This window comes from Cupriavidus sp. 05L411, from assembly GCF_056398045.1.
In genome coordinates this window covers 1-24,984 of the sequence record NZ_JBFTOQ010000003.1, presented here as the reverse complement: position 1 = coordinate 24,984, position 24,984 = coordinate 1, and the positions used below count along the sequence as shown (strand labels likewise).

At 68.9% G+C, this 24,984-nt stretch carries 18 protein-coding genes; 6 read left to right on the top strand and 12 right to left on the bottom strand.

All coding sequences use genetic code 11. The features are described from left to right. Positions 1 to 129: 129 nt before the first annotated feature. Genes AC1DQR_RS04115 through AC1DQR_RS04100 form a run of 4 tightly spaced genes read left to right on the top strand, consistent with a single transcriptional unit; the run spans position 130 to position 10,536 of the window. Complete coding sequence (locus AC1DQR_RS04115) at positions 130 to 2,010, top strand: AAA family ATPase (protein ID WP_477132571.1); 1,881 nt, start codon at positions 130 to 132, stop codon at positions 2,008 to 2,010. Then, complete coding sequence (locus AC1DQR_RS04110) at positions 2,007 to 2,696, top strand: 4Fe-4S cluster-binding domain-containing protein (RefSeq protein ID WP_477132570.1); 690 nt, start codon at positions 2,007 to 2,009, stop codon at positions 2,694 to 2,696. Before AC1DQR_RS04115 ends, AC1DQR_RS04110 begins: the two co-directional genes overlap by 4 nt. Next, a complete protein-coding gene (locus tag AC1DQR_RS04105) occupies positions 2,693 to 9,142 on the top strand; it encodes an AAA domain-containing protein (protein ID WP_477132569.1) in 6,450 nt (2,149 codons plus the stop codon). The genes AC1DQR_RS04110 and AC1DQR_RS04105 overlap by 4 nt, the downstream gene beginning before the upstream one ends. Continuing rightward, positions 9,139 to 10,536, top strand: coding sequence for a hypothetical protein (locus tag AC1DQR_RS04100; RefSeq protein ID WP_477132568.1), 1,398 nt, complete (start codon positions 9,139 to 9,141; stop codon positions 10,534 to 10,536). The genes AC1DQR_RS04105 and AC1DQR_RS04100 overlap by 4 nt, the downstream gene beginning before the upstream one ends. Before the next feature lie 7 nt (positions 10,537 to 10,543). Here AC1DQR_RS04100 and AC1DQR_RS04095 read toward each other — a convergent pair whose 3' ends face one another. Then, positions 10,544 to 11,179: a glutathione S-transferase family protein gene (locus AC1DQR_RS04095; RefSeq protein ID WP_416050221.1), complete on the bottom strand. Its 636-nt coding sequence runs from the start codon at positions 11,177 to 11,179 to the stop codon at positions 10,544 to 10,546. A gap of 291 nt (positions 11,180 to 11,470) precedes the next feature. Here AC1DQR_RS04095 and AC1DQR_RS04090 point away from each other — a divergent pair, with 291 nt between their 5' ends. Beyond that, the gene (locus tag AC1DQR_RS04090; RefSeq protein ID WP_416050220.1) at positions 11,471 to 13,057 is read left to right on the top strand and encodes an ABC transporter substrate-binding protein; all 1,587 of its coding nucleotides are present in this window, start codon (positions 11,471 to 11,473) and stop codon (positions 13,055 to 13,057) included. A 68-nt stretch (positions 13,058 to 13,125) separates the two neighbouring features. On the opposite strand, the gene AC1DQR_RS04085 is transcribed toward AC1DQR_RS04090, so the two are convergent. Together AC1DQR_RS04085 and AC1DQR_RS04080 are read right to left on the bottom strand one after the other, a co-directional pair. Further along, a complete protein-coding gene (locus tag AC1DQR_RS04085) occupies positions 13,126 to 15,534 on the bottom strand; it encodes a hypothetical protein (protein WP_477132567.1) in 2,409 nt (802 codons plus the stop codon). A 17-nt stretch (positions 15,535 to 15,551) separates the two neighbouring features. Then, on the bottom strand, positions 15,552 to 17,081 hold the full coding sequence (locus AC1DQR_RS04080) for an SLC13 family permease (RefSeq protein ID WP_477132566.1): 1,530 nt from the start codon (positions 17,079 to 17,081) through the stop codon (positions 15,552 to 15,554). 158 nt (positions 17,082 to 17,239) lie between these two features. Between AC1DQR_RS04080 and AC1DQR_RS04075 the strand changes: the two genes are divergently transcribed. Then, positions 17,240 to 17,977 (top strand): GntR family transcriptional regulator, encoded by a 738-nt coding sequence (locus tag AC1DQR_RS04075; protein WP_416050217.1) that lies wholly within the window; start codon positions 17,240 to 17,242, stop codon positions 17,975 to 17,977. A gap of 10 nt (positions 17,978 to 17,987) precedes the next feature. On the opposite strand, the gene AC1DQR_RS04070 is transcribed toward AC1DQR_RS04075, so the two are convergent. The 9 genes from AC1DQR_RS04070 to AC1DQR_RS04030 form a co-directional block, all read right to left on the bottom strand. Further along, entirely contained in the window at positions 17,988 to 18,596 is a 609-nt protein-coding gene (locus AC1DQR_RS04070; RefSeq protein ID WP_416050216.1) for a GNAT family N-acetyltransferase, read from the bottom strand. Between the two features lie 184 nt (positions 18,597 to 18,780). Next, positions 18,781 to 19,377, bottom strand: a complete 597-nt coding sequence (locus tag AC1DQR_RS04065; protein WP_416050215.1) for a GatB/YqeY domain-containing protein — start codon at positions 19,375 to 19,377, stop codon at positions 18,781 to 18,783. Between the two features lie 72 nt (positions 19,378 to 19,449). Then, a complete protein-coding gene (locus AC1DQR_RS04060; protein ID WP_416050214.1) occupies positions 19,450 to 20,382 on the bottom strand; it encodes an MBL fold metallo-hydrolase in 933 nt (310 codons plus the stop codon). 19 nt (positions 20,383 to 20,401) lie between these two features. Continuing rightward, the gene (locus AC1DQR_RS04055) at positions 20,402 to 21,088 is read right to left on the bottom strand and encodes a 2-hydroxychromene-2-carboxylate isomerase (RefSeq protein ID WP_416050213.1); all 687 of its coding nucleotides are present in this window, start codon (positions 21,086 to 21,088) and stop codon (positions 20,402 to 20,404) included. A gap of 33 nt (positions 21,089 to 21,121) precedes the next feature. Next, positions 21,122 to 21,370 (bottom strand): DUF1289 domain-containing protein, encoded by a 249-nt coding sequence (locus AC1DQR_RS04050; RefSeq protein ID WP_416050212.1) that lies wholly within the window; start codon positions 21,368 to 21,370, stop codon positions 21,122 to 21,124. 51 nt (positions 21,371 to 21,421) lie between these two features. Beyond that, positions 21,422 to 21,943 (bottom strand): YbaK/EbsC family protein, encoded by a 522-nt coding sequence (locus tag AC1DQR_RS04045; RefSeq protein WP_416050211.1) that lies wholly within the window; start codon positions 21,941 to 21,943, stop codon positions 21,422 to 21,424. A 25-nt stretch (positions 21,944 to 21,968) separates the two neighbouring features. Next, on the bottom strand, positions 21,969 to 22,904 hold the full coding sequence (locus AC1DQR_RS04040) for a hydroxymethylglutaryl-CoA lyase (RefSeq protein ID WP_174426026.1): 936 nt from the start codon (positions 22,902 to 22,904) through the stop codon (positions 21,969 to 21,971). Positions 22,905 to 23,023: 119 nt separating this feature from the next. Further along, entirely contained in the window at positions 23,024 to 23,965 is a 942-nt protein-coding gene (locus AC1DQR_RS04035; protein ID WP_416050210.1) for a 2-hydroxyacid dehydrogenase, read from the bottom strand. Positions 23,966 to 24,060: 95 nt separating this feature from the next. Then, positions 24,061 to 24,984, bottom strand: a 924-nt coding sequence (locus tag AC1DQR_RS04030) for an acyl-CoA carboxylase biotin carboxyl carrier protein subunit (RefSeq protein ID WP_477132565.1), incomplete at its 5' end; no start/stop codon positions are given.

Genomic DNA, 24,984 nt, shown 5'->3' with positions numbered 1-24,984 from the left:
CGGGTCTTGCCCGCCCCGCGTGGTAACAATCTGGTACCGGTGCCGGCATGATGGCGCACGGGGGATAGAATCCGCATGGTGCGCGCGCGGCACACGGCCGCGCGCTACTGGATCTTCCCGAGCCCGCCCATGTCCGGTACCGAACCCGCAAACGCTTCAGCGGCTGCAGCCGCCGCTGCTCCCGCCTTCACCCGCCCGCGCTGGCTGCGCGACCTGCTGCGCTTCCTGCCGCTCAAGAGCCAGTTCGTGCTGTCGGGCAGCGTACGCGACCTGCAGGCCTGCGAGGTGGCGCCCGGCGTCATCGCGCCGCAGTCCTTCGCGTTAGCCATGCATGGCGCCCTGCGCGAAGCGGGCTACGCCCACGTCTTTCTCTACGACCCGATAGCAGGCTTCCAGGCGCTGTGCGCGCCCGGCGAAGACAGCAAACCGGCCGAGGCCATCCTGCAGCAGTTCGGCCTGACCGTGAGCGAAGGCCGCGCCAATGCCGGCATCGACCTGCTCGGCGCCACGCTGGAGCGCTTCGCCGCGCACCCCGGCGAGCCGCTGGCGCTGATTGTGGATTTCGCTTCGCGGCTGCTCACGCGCGCAGACAACCCCAGCCCCGCCGAACACCAGTTGTTCACCCGCGCGCTGGTGCTGTCGCACCAGGTCCGCTCGCGCCCGGCCGGCACGGCGCGCAAGCCCTTCTTCAACAGCATCCTGTGGGTGGTCGACAAGGAAGGCGACCTGCCCGACTGGCTGCTGGTGGGCAACCCGCGCCTGCGCCATATCCCGGTGGCCAAGCCCGATCACCATGCCCGCCGCGCGCTGGCGCCGGCGCTGCTGCGCGGCCTGGCAGGCGCGCAGGACGCCGATGCGCAGGCCATCCAGCAGGCGCAGCAGGCTTTCGTCGATGACACCGAGGGCATGCTGCTGCTCGATCTGAACGCCATCGCGCAACTGGCGCGCGTAGAAGGCGTGCCGCTGGCCCAGGTCGCCGACGCGGTGCGCCGCTACAAGGTGGGCGTCACCGAGGACCCCTGGCTGAAGATCGATCGCAACCGCATCCGCGGCGCGAGCGAATTCATTAGCCGCCGGGTCAAGGGCCAGGGCCACGCGGCCACGCACATGCTCGATATCGTCAAGCGCGCCATGACCGGCGTGGGCGGCGGGCGGCGCGGCGGACGGCCGCGCGGCGTGGCCTTCCTGGCCGGGCCCACCGGCGTGGGCAAGACCGAGCTGGCCAAGACCATCACCAGCCTGCTGTTCGGCGACGAGAGCGCCTACATCCGCTTCGACATGTCCGAGTTCAGCGCCGAGCACGCCGACCAGCGCCTGATCGGCGCGCCGCCCGGCTACGTCGGCTATGACGTGGGCGGCGAGCTGACCAACGCGATCCGCGAAAAGCCCTTTGCGGTGGTGCTGTTCGACGAGATCGAGAAGGCCCATCCGCGCATCCTCGACAAGTTCCTGCAGATCCTGGACGACGGCGTGCTGACCTCGGGGCGCGGCGACCGCGTGTATTTCTCCGAGGCGCTGATCGTGTTTACCTCCAACCTGGGCATCTACCGCACCGGCGCAGATGGCCAGCGGGTGGCCAACGTCAACCCGGCCGAGCCCTTCGAGGCGGTACAGGCCAAGGTGCGCAGCGAGATCGAGCGCTACTTCAAGCTGGAGCTGAATCGCCCGGAGATCCTCAACCGCATCGGCGAGAACGTAATCGTGTTCGATTTCATCCGCGCCGATATCGCCGCGCAGATCTTCACGCAGATGGTGGATAACGTGCTGGCCGACCTGGCGCGCCAGGACCTGCACCTGACGCTGGCCGCCGGTGCATTGCAAGCGCTGCGCGAGCTCTGCCTGGCCGATCTCACCAACGGCGGGCGCGGCATCCGCAACCAGGTCGAAGCCCACCTGCTGAACCCGCTGGCGCGCGCGCTGTTCGACCAGGACGCGCAGCCGGGCGAGCGCTTCGAGATCGCCGGCCTGACAACCGGCGCCTTCACGCAGCTCAGCCTGCAACGGCTGTGAGCGGCGCCGAGGCGGCGCTGGATTTGTCGCGCCTGCATTTCCCCGTCACGACGCTCGGCCCAGGGCAGCGCGTCGGCATCTGGCTGCAAGGCTGCTCGATCCGCTGCCCCGGCTGCATCTCGGCAGACACCTGGCAGGCCGGCAACGGGCGCAGCGTGAGCGTGACAACGTTGATGGCGAAGCTGGCACCCTGGCTGGCACAGGCCGAGGGCGTCACCATCTCGGGCGGCGAGCCGTTCGAGCAGCCCGAGGGCCTGCTGGCGCTGCTGCATGCGCTGCGCGCAGCCTGCCCGCTCGACATCCTGGTCTACAGCGGCCATCCCATCGAAGCGCTGGCACCCGTGCTGACGCGTGCCGACGGCCTGATCGACGCGCTGATATCCGACCCGTTCGCGCTGCACTCGCCGCAGACGCTGGCGCTGCGCGGCAGCGACAACCAGCGCCTGCACCTGCTCACCCCGCTTGGCCGCGCGCGCTTCGGCGCCTTCGAGCGCCCGCTGGCCGCGCACGATCGCGCGCTCGACCTGATGTTCGACGACGACGGTACCGTGTGGCTGGCCGGCATCCCCCGGCGCGGCGACCTCGGGCGGCTGCGCGCGCTGCTGCAGGCCCAGGGCCACACCATCACCATCACCGAGGACCGCGCCGCCAGGCGGCCCGAACCCAACGGAAACTCCCAGCCATGATGCGTTTTTGCCCCAACTGCCAGACCGAACGTTCACTGGCGGAGATCTTCTGTGAAGGCTTGTTCGGCCAGGCGCCCTGCGGCTGGGACCTGTCTGGCGAAGCGATCCATGCGCCGGGCTGGCGCCCCGCGGCAACGGCAACCGCCGCTACGCCTGCCGCCGCGCAGCAGGCGTCCGGCGTAGCGCCAGGCCACTGCCTCAATGGCCACCCGATGGCCGCCGACGACCTGATCTGCCTGCAATGTGGTGCCGATCCGGCAGGCGATGTGCCGAACGCCGAAGCCAACGCCAACGCCAACGCCGAAGCCGAAGCCAACGCCGAAGCGAACGTCATCGCCGGCTGGCGCCTGCTGCGCCGCATCGCCAGCACCGACGGCGTGCGCGAGCGATATGCCGCGCAGCAGGTCGATACGCAACGCCACGCCGTGCTGACGCTCTACCGCGCCGGCGCCGAGCCCGACCCGGCCGTCTACGCGCTGCTGCAACGCCTGCCGCGTGCCCACGTGCCAGAGATCCTTGCCACCGGGCGCTGGCAGGAGCGTGCCTATGAAGTGGCCGAGGAACTCAGCGGCGGCACGCTGGCCGACCTTGGCATCGTCGCCGGCGACCTCGAGCGGATTCGCCATATCGTGCGCGAGCTTGGCGAGGCGCTGCATGTATTCTCCGAAGCCGGGCTGCGCCACCGTGACCTGCGCCCCGGCACGCTGCTGGTGCGCCAGCGCGAGCCGCTCGACCTGGTGGTCAGCGGCTTCGGCTCGGCGCGGCTGTCGGACTTCGACCTCGACATCGTCTCGCCGCTGGAGACCTCGCGCTATATGGCGCCCGAAGCCATCGCCGGCGGCGTCGCGGCCGCCTCCGACTGGTGGAGCCTGGGCATGATCCTGCTGGAGCAGGTCACCGGCGGCGCCTGCTTCGCGGACATCCATCCGCAGGCCTTCCTGATCCACGTGCTGGCCAACGGTGTGGCGCTGCCCGATGACCTCGATCCCGAATTGCGCCTGCTGCTGCGCGGCCTGCTGGCGCGAGACCGCAATCAGCGCTGGCAATGGCAGCAGGTGCAGGCATGGCTGCATGGCGAGGCAGTCGATGCCCCCGCCGATAGCAGCGAGCAGGCCACCGAGCACGACAGCAGCGCCGCCAGCGCCATCGAACTGGGCGGCCGGCGCTACCGCAGCCCGGCGCAGCTTGCACTCGCCGCCGCGGAAGCCGGCAATTGGGACCAGGCCGGCGACCACCTGCGGCGCGGCGTCATCGTGACCTGGGCGCAGGATGCCGCGCTGCCCGCGCAGCGCCTGTCCGGCCTGCGCGAAGTGGCGCGCAACGAGGGCCTGGAAGACGATTTCCGCCTGATGCTCGCCCTCAAGCTGCTCAACCCGGAGATGCCGCTGATCCTGCGCGGCGACATTGTCACGCCGGGCTGGCTGCTGCAGCATCCACAGCAGGGCTACGCGCTGCTCGCAGGCCTGGCGCCCGACCTGCTGTCCCGCTTCGACAACGAGCACTGGCTGGTCCGCCTCAAGATCCGCGCGGCCCAGGTGCGCCAGCGCGCGCGCAGCCTGGAGATCGAGCTTGACGAAGACAGCCTGCGCATCCACTTGTTGTCGAGCTCGCGTGCGCGCCTCGCCGCGCTGTGGGAGGCGCGCCGGCGGCGGCTGCCGGACAGCAGCCACGCCGGCGTGCTGTCGCTGGCCGAGCGCCGGCTGATTGGCGAGGAAGACCTGATCGTGCTGCTGTCCGCCGCGCCCGGCCAGTTCCGCTCGATCGATGCGATCGTCGAGCAAGCCGCGGCGCTGGCCCGGCGCGAGGACGTGCTCGCGTTCAGCGACGACATCGCGCGCGGCTGGCTCGAACAGGGCCGGCAGGTGATCTGGCAGGCGGTGGACGCGCGCCTGGAAGGCTTCGCGCGCAGCAGCGTGGCCGCGGTCGATGGCTGGGCCGCGCAGTTCCGCCTGGAGCGGCGGCTGCCGCTGGCGCAGGCGCTGGTGCTGCTGGCGGTGCCGCCAGAGCAATGGCTCGCGCCGCAAAAGCAGCAATACGTGGCCGACATCCTCGACTTCTTCCAGAAGAAGGTGGCCACCGCCGTGCTGCGCGGGCCGCTGGTGCGCATGAGCATCGGCAAGACTACCGCGCGCATCGACCTGCGCGAGCTCGACAGCGCGCGCCGTCCCGCCGGCGCGTTGCTCGACCACTTGCTCCAGCGCAATGCGCAGCCGATCTCGCTGGACCCCGCCCTCTTCGGCGAGCGCCCCGAGCTGGAGCTGCGCCTGCAGAGCCTGTACCGGCACAGCACGCTGTACCGTCGCGATACCGGCATCGACGGCCTCTACCTCGGCTTTCCCTTCCTGCTCACGCGCGACGCGCGCGGCAACACCAAGACCCGCATCGCGCCAGTGCTGTTGTGGCCGGTCCGGCTGCTGCTGGAAGTCGGCAGCCGGGGCCAGGCAGCGCTGGCCTTCGACGGCGAGCGCGAGGAGGTGCGCCTGAACCCGGCGCTGGAAGCGCTGCTGGGCATGGAAGCCAGCCGCCGCTGGCGCGACGCCGCCGACGAGCTGCTGGGGCGCTCCGCGCTCAAGGCCGGCGAGGTGATGGACGCCTTCGGCACGCTGGCCAGCGCGAGCGAGCGTGTGCTGGGTCGCCTGCCCGGACTCGACACGGAGGTGCAGCCTTATCAGGACGCCCTGTCGTGCGCGGCAGTGCTGTTCCATGTCACCTTCATGGGCCAGGCGGTCGGCGAGGACCTGCGGCAGCTCAAGACCCTGCCTGGCGGCGGCACAGGGCTGGAGACCGCGTTGCGGCTGGGCGCAGGCCATGCTGCCGCGCCGGATGCCGACGCTGCAACTGAAGCGGCCGACGCCACCGAAGCCACCGACGCCACGCAGCCGCCAGAGCGCGAGCGCTACTTCACCGTGGCGAGCGATCCCTCGCAGGAAGAGGCAGTGTTGCAGGCGCGGCGGGCGCCGGGCCTGCTGGTCGAAGGCCCGCCCGGTACCGGCAAGAGCCAGACCATCGTCAATATGGTGGCCGATGCGCTCGGCCGCCAGCGCAGCCTGCTGATCGTGTGCCAGAAGCAGGCCGCGCTCGACGTGGTGCGAAAGCGGCTGGTTGCCGAAGGACTGGAGCAGCGCATCGTCATGTTGAGCGACGTGAACCGCGACCGCGAGCCGGTGATCCGTGGCGTGCGCGAGCAGCTCGAGGCGCTGTTGAAGACGCCCGACGCCGGTCCGCCCGCATGGCGCGCGCAACGCGAGCGCGTCGCCGCGCGCATCGAAGCGCTGGAGGGAGAACTGGACCGCCACCAGCAAGCACTGCACCAGGTCGATGCGCGCATCGGGCTGAGCTACCGCGCCTTGCTGGGCGAACTGGTGGCGCTGGAACAAGGCGGGCCGCCGCTGGACGTACCGGCGCTGCGTGCCAGGCTGGAGCCGCTCGACACCGCCAGCCTTGCTGCGCTGGAAGAAGCCTGCGCGCCGCTGGCCCGGTACTGGCTGCCCGCGCGTTTCGAAGGCAGCCCGCTGGCGCGCCTGCGCCCCTTCGCCACCGACAGCGCCACGCTCGCCGATTTCAGCGAGAACTTCGAGCGCCTGGTGCAAACTGAACAAGCGCGCGCCGATGTGCTCGCGCACCGTCCCGCGGCATTCGAAGTCGAAGATCCCGGCCCGCATCGCGCATGGCTCGCCAGCCACGGCGACGCGTTGCTCGCGCTCGATGACGGGCGCCGCGCCGACCTGGCACGCTGGCTGCCACTGTTCCGTGCGCTGGGCGCAGCGCCGGCCAACACGGCCTCTGGCGCGACCACGCGCGGCGCCGCACTGCTGGCGCAGCTCGCGCAGGTGCAACAGCAGCTCGCCGACTGCCCGCAAGACGCGCATGATGCCGTGCTGTCGCCCGCGCTGGCCGCACTCGACGCAGGCGAACTCGGCGCAGCGGTCGCACGCGCCGAGCAACTGGCGACGCCCGCCGGCCTGCTTGGCCGCCTTAGCCCGGCGCGCTGGCTGCGCCAGCGCAAGCAACTGGCCTTGCTGCAACGCTGCAGCGGCAACGCCGCGGCCGGGACGGATTCCAGCCGGCTGACGGCGCTGGCCATGGCTGCGCGGCTGGAACAGCAATGGCGCGCGCCACGCCAGGCCCTGCGCGACATCCTGCAACACCTCTCGCTGCCCGCGCCCGCCACCGACGCCGGCCCGGCACTCCCTGCGCTATGCGCCGACGCGCAGGCCCGCCTGCACGATGCAGCGGCAATGTGCGATCGCCTCGCGCAAGCCCCTCGCGCCGAGCAGGTCGAAGCCGCGCTCGTCAGCGGACGGCGCGAGACGGTGGTCGCCTTGCTGGCCGGATTCGACGCGGCTTTCGCGCGCTGCGAAGCACGCCGCCTCAGCCACGCTGCGCTGCAACGCCTGGCCGGCTGGTGCGAGCCGGACTGGATTGCCGCCTGTGACGAAGCCATTGCCGGCAACAAGGACAGCGCGCCATTGACGGCGCCGCTTGCGGCGGCATTGCCCACGCTGCCGGCCTATCAGCGGTTCCGCAGCCGCGCCAGCCAGCTCGGCCCTGACGAGCTGGCCGTGTTCGCCACGCTGCGCGACAAGCAGCAAGCGCTCGAAGCGATACCGGCCGACACGCTCGAGGCCGAGGTCCGGCGCCTGCTCAACCGGGAGGCGCGCCTCGCCTGGAAGCGGCAACTTGAGCTGCATCACCCGGCGCTGCAACTCGAACGCGGCGAAACCGAGGCGCGCGTGAGCGCGCTGGCCGCCGCCGACGTCGAGATGCGGCGGCTCAACCGCGCGCTGCTGGTTCAAGGCATCGAGCGCAGCCGCGTGCGCCCGCTCAAGGAATGGGAGGACATCACCCGCCTCACCGGACGGCGCGCGCGCAGGCTACGCGAGTTCATCGAGCTGGGTGCGCCGCTGGGGCTCATGGCGCTGCGCCCGGTGTGGCTGATGAACCCTGACGTGGCTAGCCGCGTGCTGCCGCTCAAGGCCGGGCTCTTCGACACCGTGATCTACGACGAAGCCTCGCAGATGCCCATCGAGTACGCGTTGCCAACCCTGTTCCGCGGCCGTGTCGCGGTGGTCAGCGGCGATGAGAAGCAGATGCCGCCGACCAGTTTCTTCTCCAGCCGCATCGAGAGCGACGAGGCCGAGCTGTTCGACGGCGAGGCCCCTGACGAAAACGCCGACGAGGCCGTGCAGGACGCCTTCGACGAGGAGTGGAACCGGCGCGAGATCAAGGATTGCCCTGACCTGCTGCAACTGGCCCGCACCACCTTGCCCAGCGCCACGCTGCAGATCCACTACCGCTCGGCCTACCGCGAACTCATCGGCTTTTCCAACGCCGCGTTCTATGGCAGCCGGCTCAGCGTGCCGGTGCGCCATCCGCGCACGCGCATCCTGCAGGACAAGCCCGTGGAGCTGATCCGCGTGGACGGCCTCTACCAGAACCAGACCAACCCCGCCGAAGCCGAGAAGGTGGCAGACCTGCTCGCCACGCTATGGCAGGCGCCGTTCGCGGAGCGGCCCTCGGTGGGCGTGGTCACCTTCAACCGCAAGCAGGCCGACCTGATCGAAGAAGTGCTGGAAGCACGCGCCTCGCGCGACGGTGATTTCCGCGCCGCGTACCGCGAGGAACGCGAACGCAGCGAAGGCGGCGAAGACATGGCGGTATTCGTCAAGAACGTGGAAAACGTGCAGGGCGACGAGCGCGACATCATCGTGTTCTCCACCACCTTTGGCCGCAATGGCCAGGGGAGCTTTCGCCGCAACTTCGGCGTGCTCGGCCAGAAGGGCGGCGAGCGCCGCCTGAATGTGGCCGTCACGCGGGCGCGCCGCAAGGTGGTGATGGTGACCTCGATGCCCATCTCCGATATTTCCGACATGCTGTCCACGCGCCGCGCGCCGGCCATCCCGCGCGACTTCCTGCAAAGCTATCTTGAGTATGCACGCACGCTGTCCGCCGGCGAATTCCCCGCCTGCGAAGGCCTGCTCGGCAGGCTCCAAGGCGAACGGGCGGAAAGCCCGCGCAGCGCCGGCAGCGAAGTCGACGATGCACCCCAGGACGGTTTCAAGGCCGCGGTAGCCAGCTATGTCCGCAGCCTCGGATGGGAGCTCGCGCCGGCCAGCGAAGGCGACGCCTTCGGGCTGGACTATGCCATCGAGGACGCGCGCACCGGCCTGTATGCGCTGGGCATCGAATGCGATGCGCCGCGCCACGCGCTGCTGGCCCGCGCCCGTGCCCGCGAGATCTGGCGCCCTTCCGTCCTGGCGCGCGCCATCGCGCGTGTGCACCGCGTCTCCTCGCACGGCTGGTACCACGATGGCGAGAGCGAGCGTGCGCGCCTGAAGGCAGCGATCGAAGCCGCCACACGCCCGGCGGTGCAGCTGGACGAAGCGCCGGGCGAAACCGCCACGCATGCCGCCGCCGAAGCGGCATCGACAGGAGCGACGCCATGAGCGGACCCAAGGTAGTCCGGGTAGTCACCCGGGAAGAGCGCATCGCACGCGGGCGCGACCAGCTCGCGCGACTCGACCACGCCATCGCCAACTGGAGCCACGAAGGACAGCGCCTGGGACAGCTCGACCAAGCCACGCTGGCGGCCACGCGCGAGCGCCGGGCCGGCCTGCAGGCGCTGCTGGAAGCCGATCGGTTCGAGGCGCTGCAGCGCGGCGCCGCGGCTGAGCTTGCCTTCCTCGAGGGCGATCTCGATGCATGCCGGCAGCGTTGCGCGGAGCAAGCCGGACAGGCTCGCCAGCAGCAGCGGCAGTGGATGCAGAACGCCGCCACATTGCGCCGCGCCAATCAGCAGCGGGATCCCCAACGCGCTTTGCCAGCGGATTTGCTGACGGCGCTGCGAGCCATCGAAGACGGCACCCTGCATGGCCCGCAAGCGCAGGCTGCGCTTGCACGCGGCTTCGCCCTGATGGCGCCACCGGAAGAGCAAGCCGCGCTGAGCGATGCGCAGCGCGCGCTCGCCAGCGCCCTGTCGGCTGGCGTTCCCACCGAAACGCTGTCGCAATGGCAGGCGCGCCAGCCTGGCGCCACCGATGCGCGCCTGCGCCAGATCGATCATCACGTCGGCATGCTGGAAGCGCTGGATGACCACGACGCCGCCGCCAGCTTCGCCGCGCGCGCAGCCACCGCCCAGGCGGAAACGGCATCGGCACGGCGCAGCATGCTGCTGGACAGCCTGTTGCTGGATCTTGCCGCGGCAGCGCGGGAGCGCCAGGCGCGTGCCGCCTGCCTGCTGCGCCTGGACACGCTGGCGGCGCGCCTGGACAGCCTTGGCGCGTTGGGATCCGGCGCCCCGGATCAGGACGCTCTCGCCCTGCGCAAAATCATCGACATTGCGCGCCAGGCGGCGGACGCAGCCACCATCGGCGTGCAATGCGAGCACGGCGAAGCGATGCTCGAAACCCTGCTCCAGCGCCAAGCCGCGCTCGCCCGCCGCGAGGCCGTGCTGGGAGGCCTTGCCAGCCTTGGCTACGAGGTGCGCGAAGGCATGGCGACCGCATGGGCCGAGCAAGGCAAGGTGGCGCTGCGCAAGACTGCCACGCCGGGCTATGGCGTGGAACTCGGCGGCGCCGGCGACAGCGCGCGGCTGCAAGTGCGCGCCGTGGCCTTCTCCGAGGCACGCGACACCAGCCGCGACCGCGATATCGAGACCATCTGGTGCGGCGAATTCACCCGTTTGCAGGCACTGGTGGCGCAGCGTGGCGCAGGCATCGAGATCGAGCGCGCGCTGCCGATAGGCGCCGCGCCATTGCGGGTCGCGACGCTGGAGAACGATCCCGCGCAGGCTGCCGCCGCGGCGGCTGCGCCGCTGCAGCGCACGCTGCCACGCGCGTAGCTACTCATCAGGGAATGCCGTTGCGGCCGTGGCGCACGAAACCCTCCCGGCCGCCGAGCCGCTCAAAATAGGCGGCTACCGCGGGATAGTCCGGATGCGCCAGCGGCGTGGCGTACCAGCGGTTCACCGACAGGCCGATCGGGATATCCGCCAGCGTGAAACGATCGCCAGCCACATAGCCACCGGTACCTGACAGTTGCCGCTCCAGGATACCGATATGCCGAGACCAGTTGCCGATGGACGCAGCGAGCACCGCGGCATCCTGATGCAAAGGCGATTGCCTGACCAGCGCCATGAACGCGTAGCGCCACGCGTTGTTCAGCTCCGTCGCCTGCCAGTCCATCCATTGGTCCACCCGCGCGCGCTCGCGCGCCGCAACCGGGTAGATGGCGCCATCGTCATTGCCATTGCCATACTGCGACGCCAGATAGCGAATGATGGTGTTCGATTCCCAAAGCACAAAGCCGTCGTCATCGAGCACCGGCACCATCGCGTTCGGATTCAACGCGAGGAATTCCGCCGTATCGGTGGCGCGGTAGCCCGAGCCCCAGTCCTCGCGCACGAACGGCAAGCCGAGTTCGTCGCAGCACCAGAGCACCTTGCGGACATTGATGGAGGAGGCCTTTCCGAGGATCTTCAGCATGGGCGGGGAGGCGCGCGTGGCGCAAAGAGAATGGCTTCCAATATAAAGCCGGGCTGTCAGGCCGCACAGGCACAGTTGCGCCGGTTTGCGGCCTGACAGTTGACATTTGACAGTTGGACAATCGGAAGTTTGTGCCACGCGGCAGGGCAAGCACTCCGCAAAACCGCACGCCCGCTGTGCACGGCCGCCTCGCGCCGGTGCATCCGGCGCTGCGGGTCTGCCCGCCTTGACATGGATGTCTGCATCTCCTGACAATGCCTGCACAGCATCTTGCCTACCAGGGACCCATCGATGACGATCATCCGCCGCGCCCTTGGCGCCGCAGCACTTGCCACAAGCCTCGCCTGCGCCGCACTCTCCCCAGCCGCTGTTGCCGCCAGCCTCACCATCGGCATGTCGGGGGACATCACCTCGCTGGACCCGCACTATCACAACGTCACGCCCAACGCAAACGTGGCCGAGCATATGTTCGAGGCCCTGATCGCCAAGGACGAGAAGATGCGCTTCAAGCCCGCGCTGGCGCTCTCGTGGAAGCCGGTCGACGACACCACCTGGGAAATCAAGCTGCGCCCCGGCGTGAAGTTCCACGACGGCAGCGAGTTCACCTCGGCCGACGTGGTCTACTCGCTGAACCGCCCCGCCACGGTCAAGAACAGCCCGTCGCCGTACACCATCTACACCAAGGGCTTCAAGGACATCACCGCGATCGACAAGCTGACCGTGCGCATCACCACCCACGGCCCTTATCCGCTGGTGCCCAATGACCTCTCCACCATCTACATGCTGTCGAAGAAGGTCGCGGAGAACGCCAGCGGCGACGACTTCAACAGCGGCCGCGCGATGGTCGGCACGGGCCCGTACAAGTTCGTCAGCTTCCGCAAGGGCGACCGCATCGAGCTGACGCGCAACGACAGCTACTGGGGCAACAAGCCGGAGTGGGACACCGTATCGCTGCGCATCCTCACCAACGACGCGCCGCGCGTGGCCGCGCTGCTCGCCGGCGACGTGCAGGTCATCGAGAACGTGCCCACCTCGGATATCCGCAAGCTCTCCGCCGATCCCGGCGTGAGCGTGTTCAAGGTGCCGACCTTCCGCATGATGTACCTGCACCTGGACAGCAACCGCGACGTCACGCCCTTCGTCACCGACAAGGCCGGCAAGCCGCTCGCCAGGAACCCGCTCAAGGATGCGCGCGTGCGCGCCGCCATCTCGCACGCCATCTCGCGCCAGGCCATCGTCGACCGCGTGATGGAAGGTGCTGCCGAGCCCACCGGGCAGCTCGTGAACTCCACGTTGTTCGGCCATGTGCCGAGCCTCAAGCCTGACACCTTCGACGCCGCAGGCGCCAAGAAGCTGCTGGCGGACGCGGGCTATCCCGACGGCTTCGCGCTCACGCTGCACGCGCCCAACAACCGCTACGTCAACGACGAACAAGTCGCGCAGGCGATTGCCTCCATGCTCGCGCGCGTCGGCATCCAGACCCGGGTTGAAGCCATGCCGTCCGCCACCTTCTTCACGCGCGCCAACAAGCTGGAGTTCTCCTTCATGCTCGCCGGCTGGGGCGCGGACACGGGCGAGGCTGGCTCGTCGCTGAAGTCCCTGCTGGCCACCTACGATCCGGCCAAGGGCTGGGGCGCATCCAATCGCGGCCGCTATAGCAATCCGGCGCTGGATGCCAAGCTGGCCACGGCGCTGACCACCATCGACGATCACGCGCGCGAGAAGCTGCTGCAGGACGCGACCGAGATCGGGATCAAGGATTACGGTGTGATCCCGCTGTATTTCCAGATCAACGTATGGGCGGCGAAGAAGGGGTACAAGGTGGTGCCGCGCCAGGATGAGCGCACCTACGCATTCGCCATCACCAAAGGCTCCTGAGCGTTAGCCCGTCACCCCGATGACCGGCGCGCCAGCGCGCCGGTCACGCCATCGCCGCGCGCCATGCCTCACGCGAAGGTGATGAACTGAGCCGACGACCACACCTTGCCGTCGTCTCTTTCCCGGCCATGGAAGTACACCGGGCGGTGGCCATGGGGCCCGTTCACCGGCTCGACTTCGACCACGCCGCTCACGTCCACCGGCAATGCCTTGTCGGTGAGCCGCTCCAGCGCGATAAACAGTTCCGTGCCGCCCAGCTCCAGCCGCAGGCCGTCGTTGGCGAGCAGTTCGGCGCCGCTGACCTCCCAGCGAAAATCCGGCGCATGGGCGAAGGGGTTGCGCTGCAGCGGATCTCCCACCTTGATGAAGCTGTCGATATGCCCTTCGATCACGATGCGCGCGGCAGCGAGGTTGCTCACGTCGATTTCCACGCTGTCCGCATCGCCATAGGTATCGCTGCGAAAACCGATGTCGGTCGCGTCTTCGCGCCAGCAGGCTTCTTCCTGATGCTCGAAGCCGTGCCCGCCGAAGCGGTTGATCGTGCCATTGAGAATGCGGATGCGGCCTTGCCAGGCGGCCCAGCGATAGCGGTCGCGGATCCGCGCGCCGCCCCAGCGCACGCGGATCAGGCGCTCGGAGAAGCCCGCCTCCCGATGCAGGTTGCGCTCCCAGATCAAGCCATTGTGATCATAGGCCGCCAGGTACTCCCAGCCGGTCTGGCCTAGGAAGCGATAGTCGAGCCGGGCCGGGCCGCGATGCGAGGCCGGCAGCGAGAACGCATCGCCCTGCACGAAGTCGCCGCAGCGCACCAGCAGCGCCGTGTGCTCGCCGGTGCTGGCCCAGGTGTGGCGCGCGCGCAGGGCACGGCCAATCGCCTGCCGGTCCAGCCGCTCGGCCAGCACGCCGGTCAGCCCGCCGCGCACGCCGAACACCTGCACGCCGGGCGGCCCGCCGCCGGGGCGGCCACGGTGCTCGTCGCCGCTGGCTGCCACGCCCAGCTGGTAGCCGCGTGCCATCACATCGCGGTACAGCCAGTCGAAATGCCCCCAGCTGGAAGCGATCTCCACCAGCCGCTCCAGCTCGGGATGATGCCAGTCCGGGATGTAGCGCCGCCCGCCCACGTGCGGCATGATCAGGTGCTGCTCGGGCGCGCCGACGTAGGCGTCCCATAGCTCCTCGACCGGCCAGCGCCCCAGCTCGGCCGCCGTGCCCTTCATGTCCTCGTTCCAGACCAGCGTGCGATTGTGCTCGCCGCGGGCGTTGTAGGGAAAATCCGGCGCGTCGTCGCCGAGGAACACGACGTTGTGATCCCCGCCGGCCGTGGAGCTGCCGCACCACTCCTGCACCGGGTAAGCGACAAAGCGGCCGGGCTCGTTGAAGGTTTCCACGGCTTCCAGCCCAAGCTGCCAGTTGGCATCGGTGATCTGGAAATCGTTGACGGTGTAGCCGAACACATCGATGCCGCCCACGTCGCGCGCATAGGCCACGTTGTAGGCCGGGCTATTGGTGCCGACCGTGTCGTGCGCATGCACATGCAAGTCGGCGTAAAAGGCGCGCGGCGCATCGGCTGCGTCGAAGACCGTCAGCCACGCCGAGCCCTTGGCAACGCGGGGCACATCCGTCAGGGAAGCTTCCAGGCGCAGCGTGCCAGCGCTGGCGGGCAGGTCGTCGATGCCCACCGATGCCCAGCCCGCCTGGGGCACGGGATAATCGCGCTGGTGGACAAGCTCAAAGCCTTGCCACGCGGCAAGGCGTATCGAGCCGCCTGCCGCAGCGCAGATATTGCCCCACCTGTCCATCAGCGAAGCCCTGAGCGGCAACGGCGTGCCCGGCCGGGCAAAGCGCGGCGCCTGCAGCAGGACCTGTGCCGGCTGCCCGGCGTGGATATCGATCACCGCATCGCCCGGCACCGCCACGAAGCGCGAAGTGCCTAGCGGATCCACATAGAGCCGGAAGCGAAAGCTGTCTTCGATAAAGGTCTGCACGCGCGTGCCGGGCCCGCCGCGGCGCCGGTCGCCAAGGCGGATCAGGATGTGATCGCCGGCATTCAGGTAACCATCGACCACATCGACGATGATCGCTTTCTGGAACGGGCGCTCATGCCCCTTCTGCTCGAAGCGCACGTTGAGCGATTGCACGCTCGCGGGGCTCTGGCCAGGCACAAGCGGCGCGGCCTGGTATTCGGCGCTGATGTAATTGGCGCCGCCCGGGTTGGTGGTCTGGAACAGCGCCCAGTCGGAGTAGAACTTGAATGTCGCCTTGAGCCACGCGCCATCCGCCACGCCAGAGGCACCGACCTCGTAGTCGAGGATGATCTCGGCCCATTCGCCCGCTTCCAGCCGGCTCACGGAGCARCTCACCCGGCCGGCGAACGGCAGCGCCTTGTTCTGCTCGTACAGGCCGGCGGGCGCGTGATGCGTGCCCAGGCGCTCGCGCAGCGCGGCGTAACGCGCGGCCAGTGTTGTCTTGTCGGTCATTGGGGGGAACTCCGATGTCAATGAAATGGCCACGGCGCGCTGGCATCCCACACCGGGATGCCCAGGTAGGCGTACCAGGGCGCCATGACCAGCAGGCCGTAGGCAATGCCGATCAGCACCGACACCACGCCCACGCGGGCATAGTCCGCCGTGGTGAAGGTGCCGCTGCTATAGGCCACCACGGCCGCGGTGATCTGCGTGGGCAAGATGTAGGCGAAGCTGTCGCTGTCGCACACCAGCAAGGTGAACGCGGCGGGATGCAGCCCGAGCTTGGGTGCCAGCGCCAGCATGATCGGCGCGATCATCGTCACGGCGGCCACGTTGGACAGCATGGCCAGGCGCGCCACGTGCGTGCCAAGCATGACGATCAGCAACGCCAGCCACCACGGATGGCCCGCCGCGAAGCGGTACAGCCAGTCGGCCACCCACGGCGCCAGGCCGGTCTCGCCAATCGCGGAGGACAGGCTCAGCGCGCCGGCCAGCAGGAAGAACGTGCCCCAGATCGTGCGAGCCTGGATGTCCCTCCAGCCCAGTCCCGTCACCCCGGGCACAAACAGCGCCGCCAGCCCGAGCAAGGCCACGATCTCGGAAGGCAGGCCATGCCACGACTCGGTCGCCCACAGCACGGCCACCACGGCAAACACAGCCAGGATCGTTTTGGATTGCACACCTGCCGGCGGCAACGCGGCACGCTCGGTGGCAATCGCCGCCTGGCCGCCAGGCAGCCGGACCGCGCGCGACTTGAAGTAGGACTGCACCCACAGCTGGGTCAGCACGAACATGCCCAGGTACGGCCATTGCAGCTTGAACCAGTCGAGATAGGAGATGTGCAGGCCGAGGTTCTTCTGCAGCAGGCCGACGATCACCATATTGGGCAGGTGCGCGGTGAGTATGCACATGCCGCTGATCATCGAGCCATACACCAGCGACTGAATCACGATGGCCTTCTTCGCGCTGCGCTCACGCGGCGAGTCGCCGAACAGGCCCACGATGCCGTTGACGACCGGCAGCAACGTAGCCGCGCGGGCGTTGGCCGCCGGCACGAGAAAGCCCAGCACGAAGTTGACCACGAACATCACCCAGATCACGCCATTGGCGGTACGCGTCTTCAGCTTGTCGAGCAGGAACAAGGCGATCCGCCGGTCCAGCCCGGCCGCCTGCATGATGGCCGAGAAGATGAACGCCGCCAGGCACAGGAACACCACGGGCGTGGCAAAGCCGCTGGCCGCCTTGGAGAACGGCGTCACCGCATGCGCCAGCACCAGCAAGGCGGGGATCAGCATGCCGCTTACGCCGACCGGCACGGCCTCGCTCATCCAGACCAGGCTCGCCCAGGCCACCACCGCCAGCGTGGCGCGGCCCGCGGGCGGCAAGCCCTCCGGCTGCGGGAGCACGAACAGGATGGCGAAGAAGGCGATCCACGCGGCCACGAAGCCCAGCTGCGCCTTGCGCAAGGGACCCGGCCGGAACCAGGCCGGCGGCTTGTGCAGGTATGCTTGCCAACCGGCGCGCGAATGCGCCGATGGCGGGTTGAGGGGAGAGTTCACTGCGGCTCCTTGGCGGTTTCCCGATACGCACGTCAGACGCCGCACTGGTCAGTCCGGCCTTGGAAGGCAATAATACGTTTTAATACAAGATGTCCAACGAAGGCATTGGCATATTGTTATGCTGTTTTTCGCAAGCCTTTGATACAACAGGGTTTTACATGAGTGTTGCGCGTGAGAACGCCATTTCACTGTACGAGCAGATCGCAGATTTGTTGCGCGAAGAAATCCAGAAGCGGCGCTTCGACCCGTCCGGAAAGCTACCTTCCGAGGCCGAGCTGGGCGAGCGTTTCGGGGTGAGCCGGGTCACGGTGCGCCTCGCGATCACGCGGCTGGTTGATGCTGGCCTGGTCGAGCGCAAGCAAGGCAAAGGCACCTTCGTGGTCGACAAGCGGCTGCGCCATGGCCTGGATACGCTGCGCGGCTTCTACGATTCGCTGGTGCTGCAGGGACACGCGCCAGAGATGCAACTGGTCGCGCTGGAGCGGATCGTGGTGCCGGCCCGGCTGCGCGGTATCTTTCCCGCCGCGCTCGGCCACTGCATCGCCTTGCAGCGGCTGCATCGTCTCGATGGCGAGCCGATTGCGCTCGCCGAGACCCACATTGCCTGCGATGCCACGCCCGGCTGGGAAGATGCCGAGCGCAATCCGTCCTACACCTTGATCGGCCAGTTGCTGGGCATGCCGGTCGACCGGGCCGACCTCGTCATCCGCGCCCGCTCGGCGGGCCAGCACCTGGCGGCCGTGCTGCAGACCTCGCGCACGCATCCACTGCTGGAACTGGAACGCACGTCGTTCACAGCGGATGGCGCGGTTTGCGAGCACACGCTGTTTTCCATACGGTCGGAGCGGTATGAGTTCGCGCTCAATAGCGCGGGGGGCGTGCGGGTGCCGGCGTGAGTGGCTCCATTCATCTCGCCTCCCCCTTGTCTTGATCCTTGCCCTTGTCCTTATCCTTGTCCCTGGACGGGCCGGCATTGCCGTACCACGGCGGCACCAGCGAGTACATCGCCGCCGAGCACGGCACGCCGTGCAGCACCAGCCGGTTGCGGGCGATGCATTCGAACTGCGCGCCGATCTTCTGCGCGACGGCGCGGCTGACCATATTGTGCTCGGCGGCGACCACTTCCAGGCGCGTCAGCCCGAGGCGGTGAAAGGCATAGCATGCCATCAGCTCTGCCGCGCGCGCGCCCAGTCCCTGCCGCTGCCGGCTCTGGCGGATCCAGTAGCCGAGGTTGCCGAAGTTGTAATCGCGGTTGATCTGGTTGATGGAGACGCCGCCATACAACTCCCTGCCGTCCGGGGCGAATACGCCGATGTCGTAGGCCTCGCCGATGGCCATGCTCTCCGTGCACAGGTCGACCCAGTTCTCGGCATCGCGCACGCTATAGCCCGCGTGGCACCACGGCAGCCATTTGCCCACGGTCTCGAGCGATTCGTGCACGGCCGCCACGAACTGGGGCACGTCGGGATAGCGGAAGGGGCGAAGGAGGAAGCCTTGGCCGTGAAGGGCTTGCATGGTGCATCCTTGGGACTCGGTCAGCGCGGGAACTTGCCGGCGCGGCCTTCTAGCAACGTAACCAGCTCAGTCTGCATCTATGTGTAGCGGTCCGGGAGATCGCGGCAAATGACCCGCTTGTCGGCCGCAGGCGCGCACGCCCGCTTCATCTGTCGGCCTCCTCTCTCAGCCTCATCTCTCAGCCTCATCTCGGCCTCATGGCTTCGCCGATCAGCAGCCTGGCCTGCACGCGCGCATGCAGCAGCGCCATGTCGGCATGGCGCAGGCTCGGGTGGCGGCTCAGCGCGGCCATCACCTTGCCGGACTGCTGGATCGAGCCAGCGCCGGCCTCGGCGGCGGCGCGGTCGATCAGCGCGTCGATCTCCGCGTCGGATAGGGGTCGGGCGATGCGGGCGGCCAGGCTCAGTGCCGTGTCGTCGAAGCGGGCGCCGTCGTCGAAATGAATGCGGCCCTCGATCCTCACCGGCAAGCCGTGCGGGTCGAGCTTGCCGAAGCACAACTCGCGGATGTCGACCGCGTGGTGGCGGCCGTCGAAGTAGAGCGAGCCGTCGATGTAGCCGGGCTCCGGGTTGAGCGGGAACACGAGGCGCCTGCCGGCCAGTTGTTCCAGGCTGTAGGTAGGCAGGTTCATGCCGTCGAGCCGGATCGCCGTGCGCACCGGCTCGCCACCGAGCACGAACGGCGCCAGCTCGATCTCGAGGTCTGCGCCATGCGCGTGGATCGTGGAAGGAGAGAGATGCGCGACCAGGGGGTGAAGCAGTGCGACGGGAAAGGCAGGCATCGACGGTTTCCTCGCAAAGGGTCAGGGACTGGCGCCAGGGCATGGTGGCGCCCGCGTTACCGGTGTTACCGCTCAATCCCGGTTGTACACCTCGCCGCCTTCCAGCGCCAGCGCGCCGGCGGCGGCCAGCGACGCCAGGATCCGGTCAAGGAGGGCCGACAAGTCCTGCGCGGGCATGAAGCGCGCATGGATGCGCTGCATCAGCGGCGCCTGCGCCATCCACGCCAGCAGCGCATCGCGCCGCATGTGCTGCTGCTCCAGCAGCTTGAACTTCACCAGCACCTTGATGGCATGCGTGGCGTTGCGCCCGGCATCGGCGCTGAGGTAAGCCAGCCGCCCAACAGCAACGTCAAGCGCGGCCGCCACGTTGGTGAAGGGCCGCCCGTGGCCGGGAATCACCACGCGCACATCCAGCGTGGCGATGCGCGCCAGCACGGCCGCCTGCTCGGCGAAGCCGCTCTCACCGTCGAGTTCCGGGAAGATCACGCCAAAGCCGTTTTCCCACAGGGCATCGCCCGATATCAGGATGCCCTCCTGAGGCGCGAACAGCATCACGGCATGGGGATCGTGGCCGGGCGCGCCTACCACCTGCCAGTCGAGCCCGCCCAGGCGCAGGGTGTCGCCGTCCTGCACCACGTCATCGAAAGTGAAGCGGTCGCACTGCTGGCCGGTGGCGCGGTAGCTGAGGGCGTCCACGTCCCACGCGCGCACCGCCTCGGCCTCCGCGGCGGGGATCAGCGTGCGTGGCTGCCAGCGGCGCTGCAGCGTGGCGTTGCCGCCGCAGTGGTCGGAGTGCAGGTGCGTGTTCACCAGGCGCCGCAGCGCCCGCCCGCCAAGGCCGGCCTCGACCAGCGCCAGCGTCTGTGGCGCATGCGTGACGTAGCCGGAATCGACCAGCGCGGTGTCATCGCCATCGACAAACAGGATGTTGTTGGCGGATAGCCAGCCGCGCTCGAAAACGCGCATGGTGCCGGGCAGGGTGGGAGGCGTGAAAGTGGTTGGCATTGGGGTGTCGGCAAATCAGCTAGTCAGCGCGCGGCGTGGGAGGTGGCGGTGCATCGGCTCGCCCCGCGCCAACCGGCAATGCGGCGGCGGCACGGAATGCGTCCGAGGCAAAGAAAGGATCCTGGGCAAGCCGCGCGCATAGCATGTCGAGCGCATCCAGGCCCCAGAACAACTGCCCCTCGGCATCCCCTTGCAGCGCAGCGGTAGGTACGCCGAACACGCCGCGCGCCAGCGCTTCGTCCCCGTTTTCCCGCAGGCGCGTCTTGACCGCATCTTGCGCCAGCGCAGCGGTGGGTACGCCCAGCGCACCGCATAGCGCGTCGAACTCGGCCTGCTGCTGGGGCACGTGGCCTTGCTGCCAGACGAAGCGGAAAACCGGCGCCAGCGTGGCGTGCGAGAGCCGGCCTTCGAGCTCCAGCGCGACCGCCAGGCGCAGCAAGGGCAGCGGATTGAACGGGTGCACGGCGGGCATGGCGAGCGGCGTGCCGTCGCGGTGCGCGATCCAGGCAACGTGCTCGAAGGTAAAGCGGCGCTTGGGCGCGATCTCGGCCGGGCCGACGTTGCCCCAATGGCGCAGCAGCCCGGCAAACAGCAGCGGCACGTAGCGCACCGAGACATCGGCTGGCAAGGCCCGGGGCAAGCGCTCGAACGCCAGGTAGGCGAACGGCGAGATCGGGTCGAAATACCAGTCGATGTCGGTTGTCATGGCCGGGTCACGCTGTGTTGTGGGTGGGATGCATCATGGCGCCGACCTTGCGGCCAACGCCGCGGCGCGCTGCGGCAGCAGCAGCCAGATCCTGCGCCGCCCGGCCTCGTCGCTGCCGGACCATGCGGCGATCTCGTCGATGGTGCGCAGGCAGCCTTCGCAATAGCCGCTCGCGGCGTCCATGCGGCACACGTTGCGGCACGGCGACGGCACGGGCTGCGCGCGCTGGGCGGCTTGCGCGCCGCGCGTGAGCTCGGCGGCGAGGCGGGTGGCTTGCGACATCGCCTCAGCCCTCGCCCGGGATGCCGCACATGACGCGGACAAGCAGCGGCTTCATGCGGACTGGCGCTGCGCCACGTCTGCCACCTCGGCTCCGGTCATGCGCTGCAGCTCCTGGGGCGTGAGGTTGAACACGGCGTGCGGRTGGCCGGCGGCGGCCCACAGGCTGTCGTAGCGGAACAGGTCGCTGTCGAGCAGCATGACGGGTGCCACCGCGTGGCCGATCGGGCAGACGCCGCCGATGGCGTAGCCGGTTTTCTCGCGCACGAACCTGGCGTCGGCCTTGCCGAGCGGGCCCACCACGGCGGCGACCTTGGCTTCGTCGACGCGGTTGCTGCCGCTGGCGATCACCAGCACCGGCGCGTCGTCGGCGACGCGGCGAAAGATGATGGACTTGGCGATCTCGGCCACCGAACAGCCTAGGCCGGCCGCTGCCTCGGCCGAGGTCTTGCCGGTGGCGGGCAGCATGACCACGGGCTTGTCGTGGCCAAGGCCGGCCAGCAGGCCGGCCACGCGCAGCGCCGCTTCGGGCAGCGCGGCGGTGTCGTTGGCGTTGGCGGGAGAGTGAGCGTTCATGTCGATAGCGTTGGGATGAAAGGCCTTATACGCAGGCAGGCGCAGCGTCCGCGGCGGCGCCCCACTTGGTCAGCAGCGCGCGTCCCACGCGTGAGCTGTTGGCGCGGCCGATCGACTGCGAGATGAAGTCACCCGCGCGTACCACCTGCTCCAGGTCCACCCCGGTGTGGATGCCCATGCCGTGCAGCATGTACAGCACGTCTTCGGTGGCCACGTTGCCGGTGGCGCCCTTGGCGTAAGGACAGCCGCCGAGGCCTGCCACCGAGGCGTGGAAGATCGAGATGCCGACCTGCAGGCTGGCCAGGATATTGGACAGCGCCTGGCCGTAGGTATCGTGGAAATGGCCGGAGAGCCGGTCGATGGGGAATTCGGCGGCCACCGCGTGCATCACCTCCTGCACCCGGCCCGGCGTACCCACGCCGATGGTGTCGGCGATGTCGATCTCGTCGCAGCCGAGATCGCGCATGCGGCGCACCACGTCCACCACCGCGTGCACCGGCACCTCGCCCTGGTAGGGGCAGCCCAGCGCGCAGGAGATGCTGGCGCGCAGGCGCAGGCCTTTTTCCTTGGCGGCGGCGGCGACAGGCGCGAAGCGCTCGATGGATTCGGCGATGGAGCAGTTGATGTTCTTTTGCGAGAACGCCTCGCTGGCGGCGCCGAAGATCACGACCTCGTCCGCGGACGCGGCCACCGCGCCTTCGAAGCCCTTCATATTGGGCGTGAGCACGGAGTACAGCGTGCCYGGCCGGCGCTGGATGCGCGCCATCACGTCGGCGCCATCGGCCATCTGCGGCACCCATTTGGGCGAGACGAAGGAAGCGGCTTCGATATTGACGAAGCCGGCGTCGCTGAGGCGGTTGATCAGCTCGACCTTGACCTCGGTCGGCACCATGGCCTTCTCATTTTGCAGGCCATCGCGCGGGCCGACTTCTACGACTTTTACATAGTGGGGCAGGGTCATGATGTCTCCTCGCTGTCTGGTAGCGGCGCGCACGTCTTGCCGCGCGCGCCATTCAACTAATGTGCGGACATTGGGTTCGGGCTCCCGGCGCAAACGCTCCGCCCCGGCGCCCGGCTTGCTCAATAGCCGCGTTGCAGGTCGACCACGCCGGCGATCGGCTGGCCCGCGCCCAGCGCGCGGATCTTGGCCGCGATCTGGGCGACGCTGTCTTCGCGCAGCGTCAGTGCCGCGATATGCGGCGTGATGGTGATGCGCGGCTCGGCCCAGAACGGATGCTCGGCGGGCAGCGGCTCGGTGCGGAACACGTCGAGCGTGGCGCCGGCGACCTGGCCCGACTGCACGGCGGCCAGCAGGTCTTGCTCGACCAGGTGCGGGCCGCGCGCCACGTTGACCAGGTAGGCCCCCTTGGCGAGCTTGCCCAGCAGGCCGGCGTCCAGGATGTTCTCGGTTTCCGGCGTGAGCGGCAGCACGTTGACCAGCACGCGCAGGCCATCCAGGAACGGCGCCTGGCCAGCCTCGCCGGCGAAGCCCTGCACCCCTTCGATATCGCGCGCCGTGCGGCTCCAGCCACGCACCGGGAAGCCGAAGCCGGCCAGCGCCTGCGCGATCTGCGCGCCGAGCGTGCCCACGCCCATCACGCCCACGGTGAAATCGGCGCGGCGATGCGGCTTGAGAAAGCGCCAGGTGCCGGCCTGCTGGGCCAGCGCGTACTCGTCCAGGCGGCGGAAATAGCGCAGTACCGCGTGTGTCACGTAATCGATCATCTGCGCGGCCATGCCGGCATCGTCCAGGCGCACGATGGGCACGCCGGCCGGCAGCGCGTCCGGGTCGGTGTCGCGCAGGCTCAGGATGCCGTCCACGCCGGCGCCCAGGTTGAACACGGCTTTCAGGTCGGTACGCCCGCGCAGCATCTCGAGCGGCGGGCGCCACACTACGGCGTAGTCAACCTGCTCGTTCCTGCTGTCTTCCCAGGTCAGGCATTGCGCTTCGGGCAGGGCTTCGGCAAAGCCGTCGATCCAGGGCTGGTAACGGCCGTCCGGTACATACAACTGCAACTTCATCTCATCTCCACTCTGGTCTTCTTTCTCTTCTATTTTCGCAGAGGATAGGCGTGGCCTGCGGTTTTCTTGCAGCGGGCGCCGCCTGAAGGGGCGGCTCAGCCGTTGCCGGCTTCGAAGGACAGCAATTGCGCGCCTTCGCCGACCTGCTCGCCCACGCCATACAGCACCTCGCCCACCACGCCGTCGGCCGGCGCACTGATGGTGTGCTCCATCTTCATGGCCTCCATCACCAGCAGCGGCGCGCCGCGCGCAACCCGGCTGCCGGCCTGGACCATGACCGCGATGACCTTGCCGGGCATGGGCGCGGTGAGCTTGCCGCCCTCGCCTTCGCCCTCGGCAGCATGCGCGAGCGGGTCGATCCAGGTGAGGGCCACATGGCGGTGGCCGCTGAATACATGGAAGGTATCACCTTCCGCGTGGACCTGCCCACGGGCGCGCCGCGTGCCGAGATCGACACGAATATCGTCCGCCGCACACTGCGCCCGGAAGGGCGCGGCCTGGTCGGCGAAGAACAGCGTACTGCCGCGCGCATCGGTGGCGAGCGTCACGTCGGCGATGTGGCTGCCCGCCAGGCCACCCACCGAGAAGCGCAGGGCGCGCCGCTCCCCGCCATTCAACCGCCATGCGCCTGCATGCTGCCAGGGCGAATGCGCGTCGGCCGGGTCCACGCGGCGCACGCGGGCTTGCGCATCCAGCAGCGCCGCTACGGCCAGCGCGATCACTTCCATGCCCACGGGCGCGGGCGGCGGGAACAGTGCCGCCTGGTTGCGCTCGATCAGGCCGGTGTCGAGGTCCGCCGTGCGGAACGCCTGCGACGTCACCAGCCGCCGCAGGAAAGCCACATTGGTGGACAGGCCCACCACACGGTATTCGGCCAGCGCCTGCGCCATGCGCGCCAGCGCTTCCTCGCGGTCGCGGCCCCACACGATGAGCTTGGCGATCATGGGGTCGTAGTACGGGCTGATGGTGTCGCCCTCGCGCACGCCGGAGTCGATGCGCACGCCGGCCGGGCCGTTGCC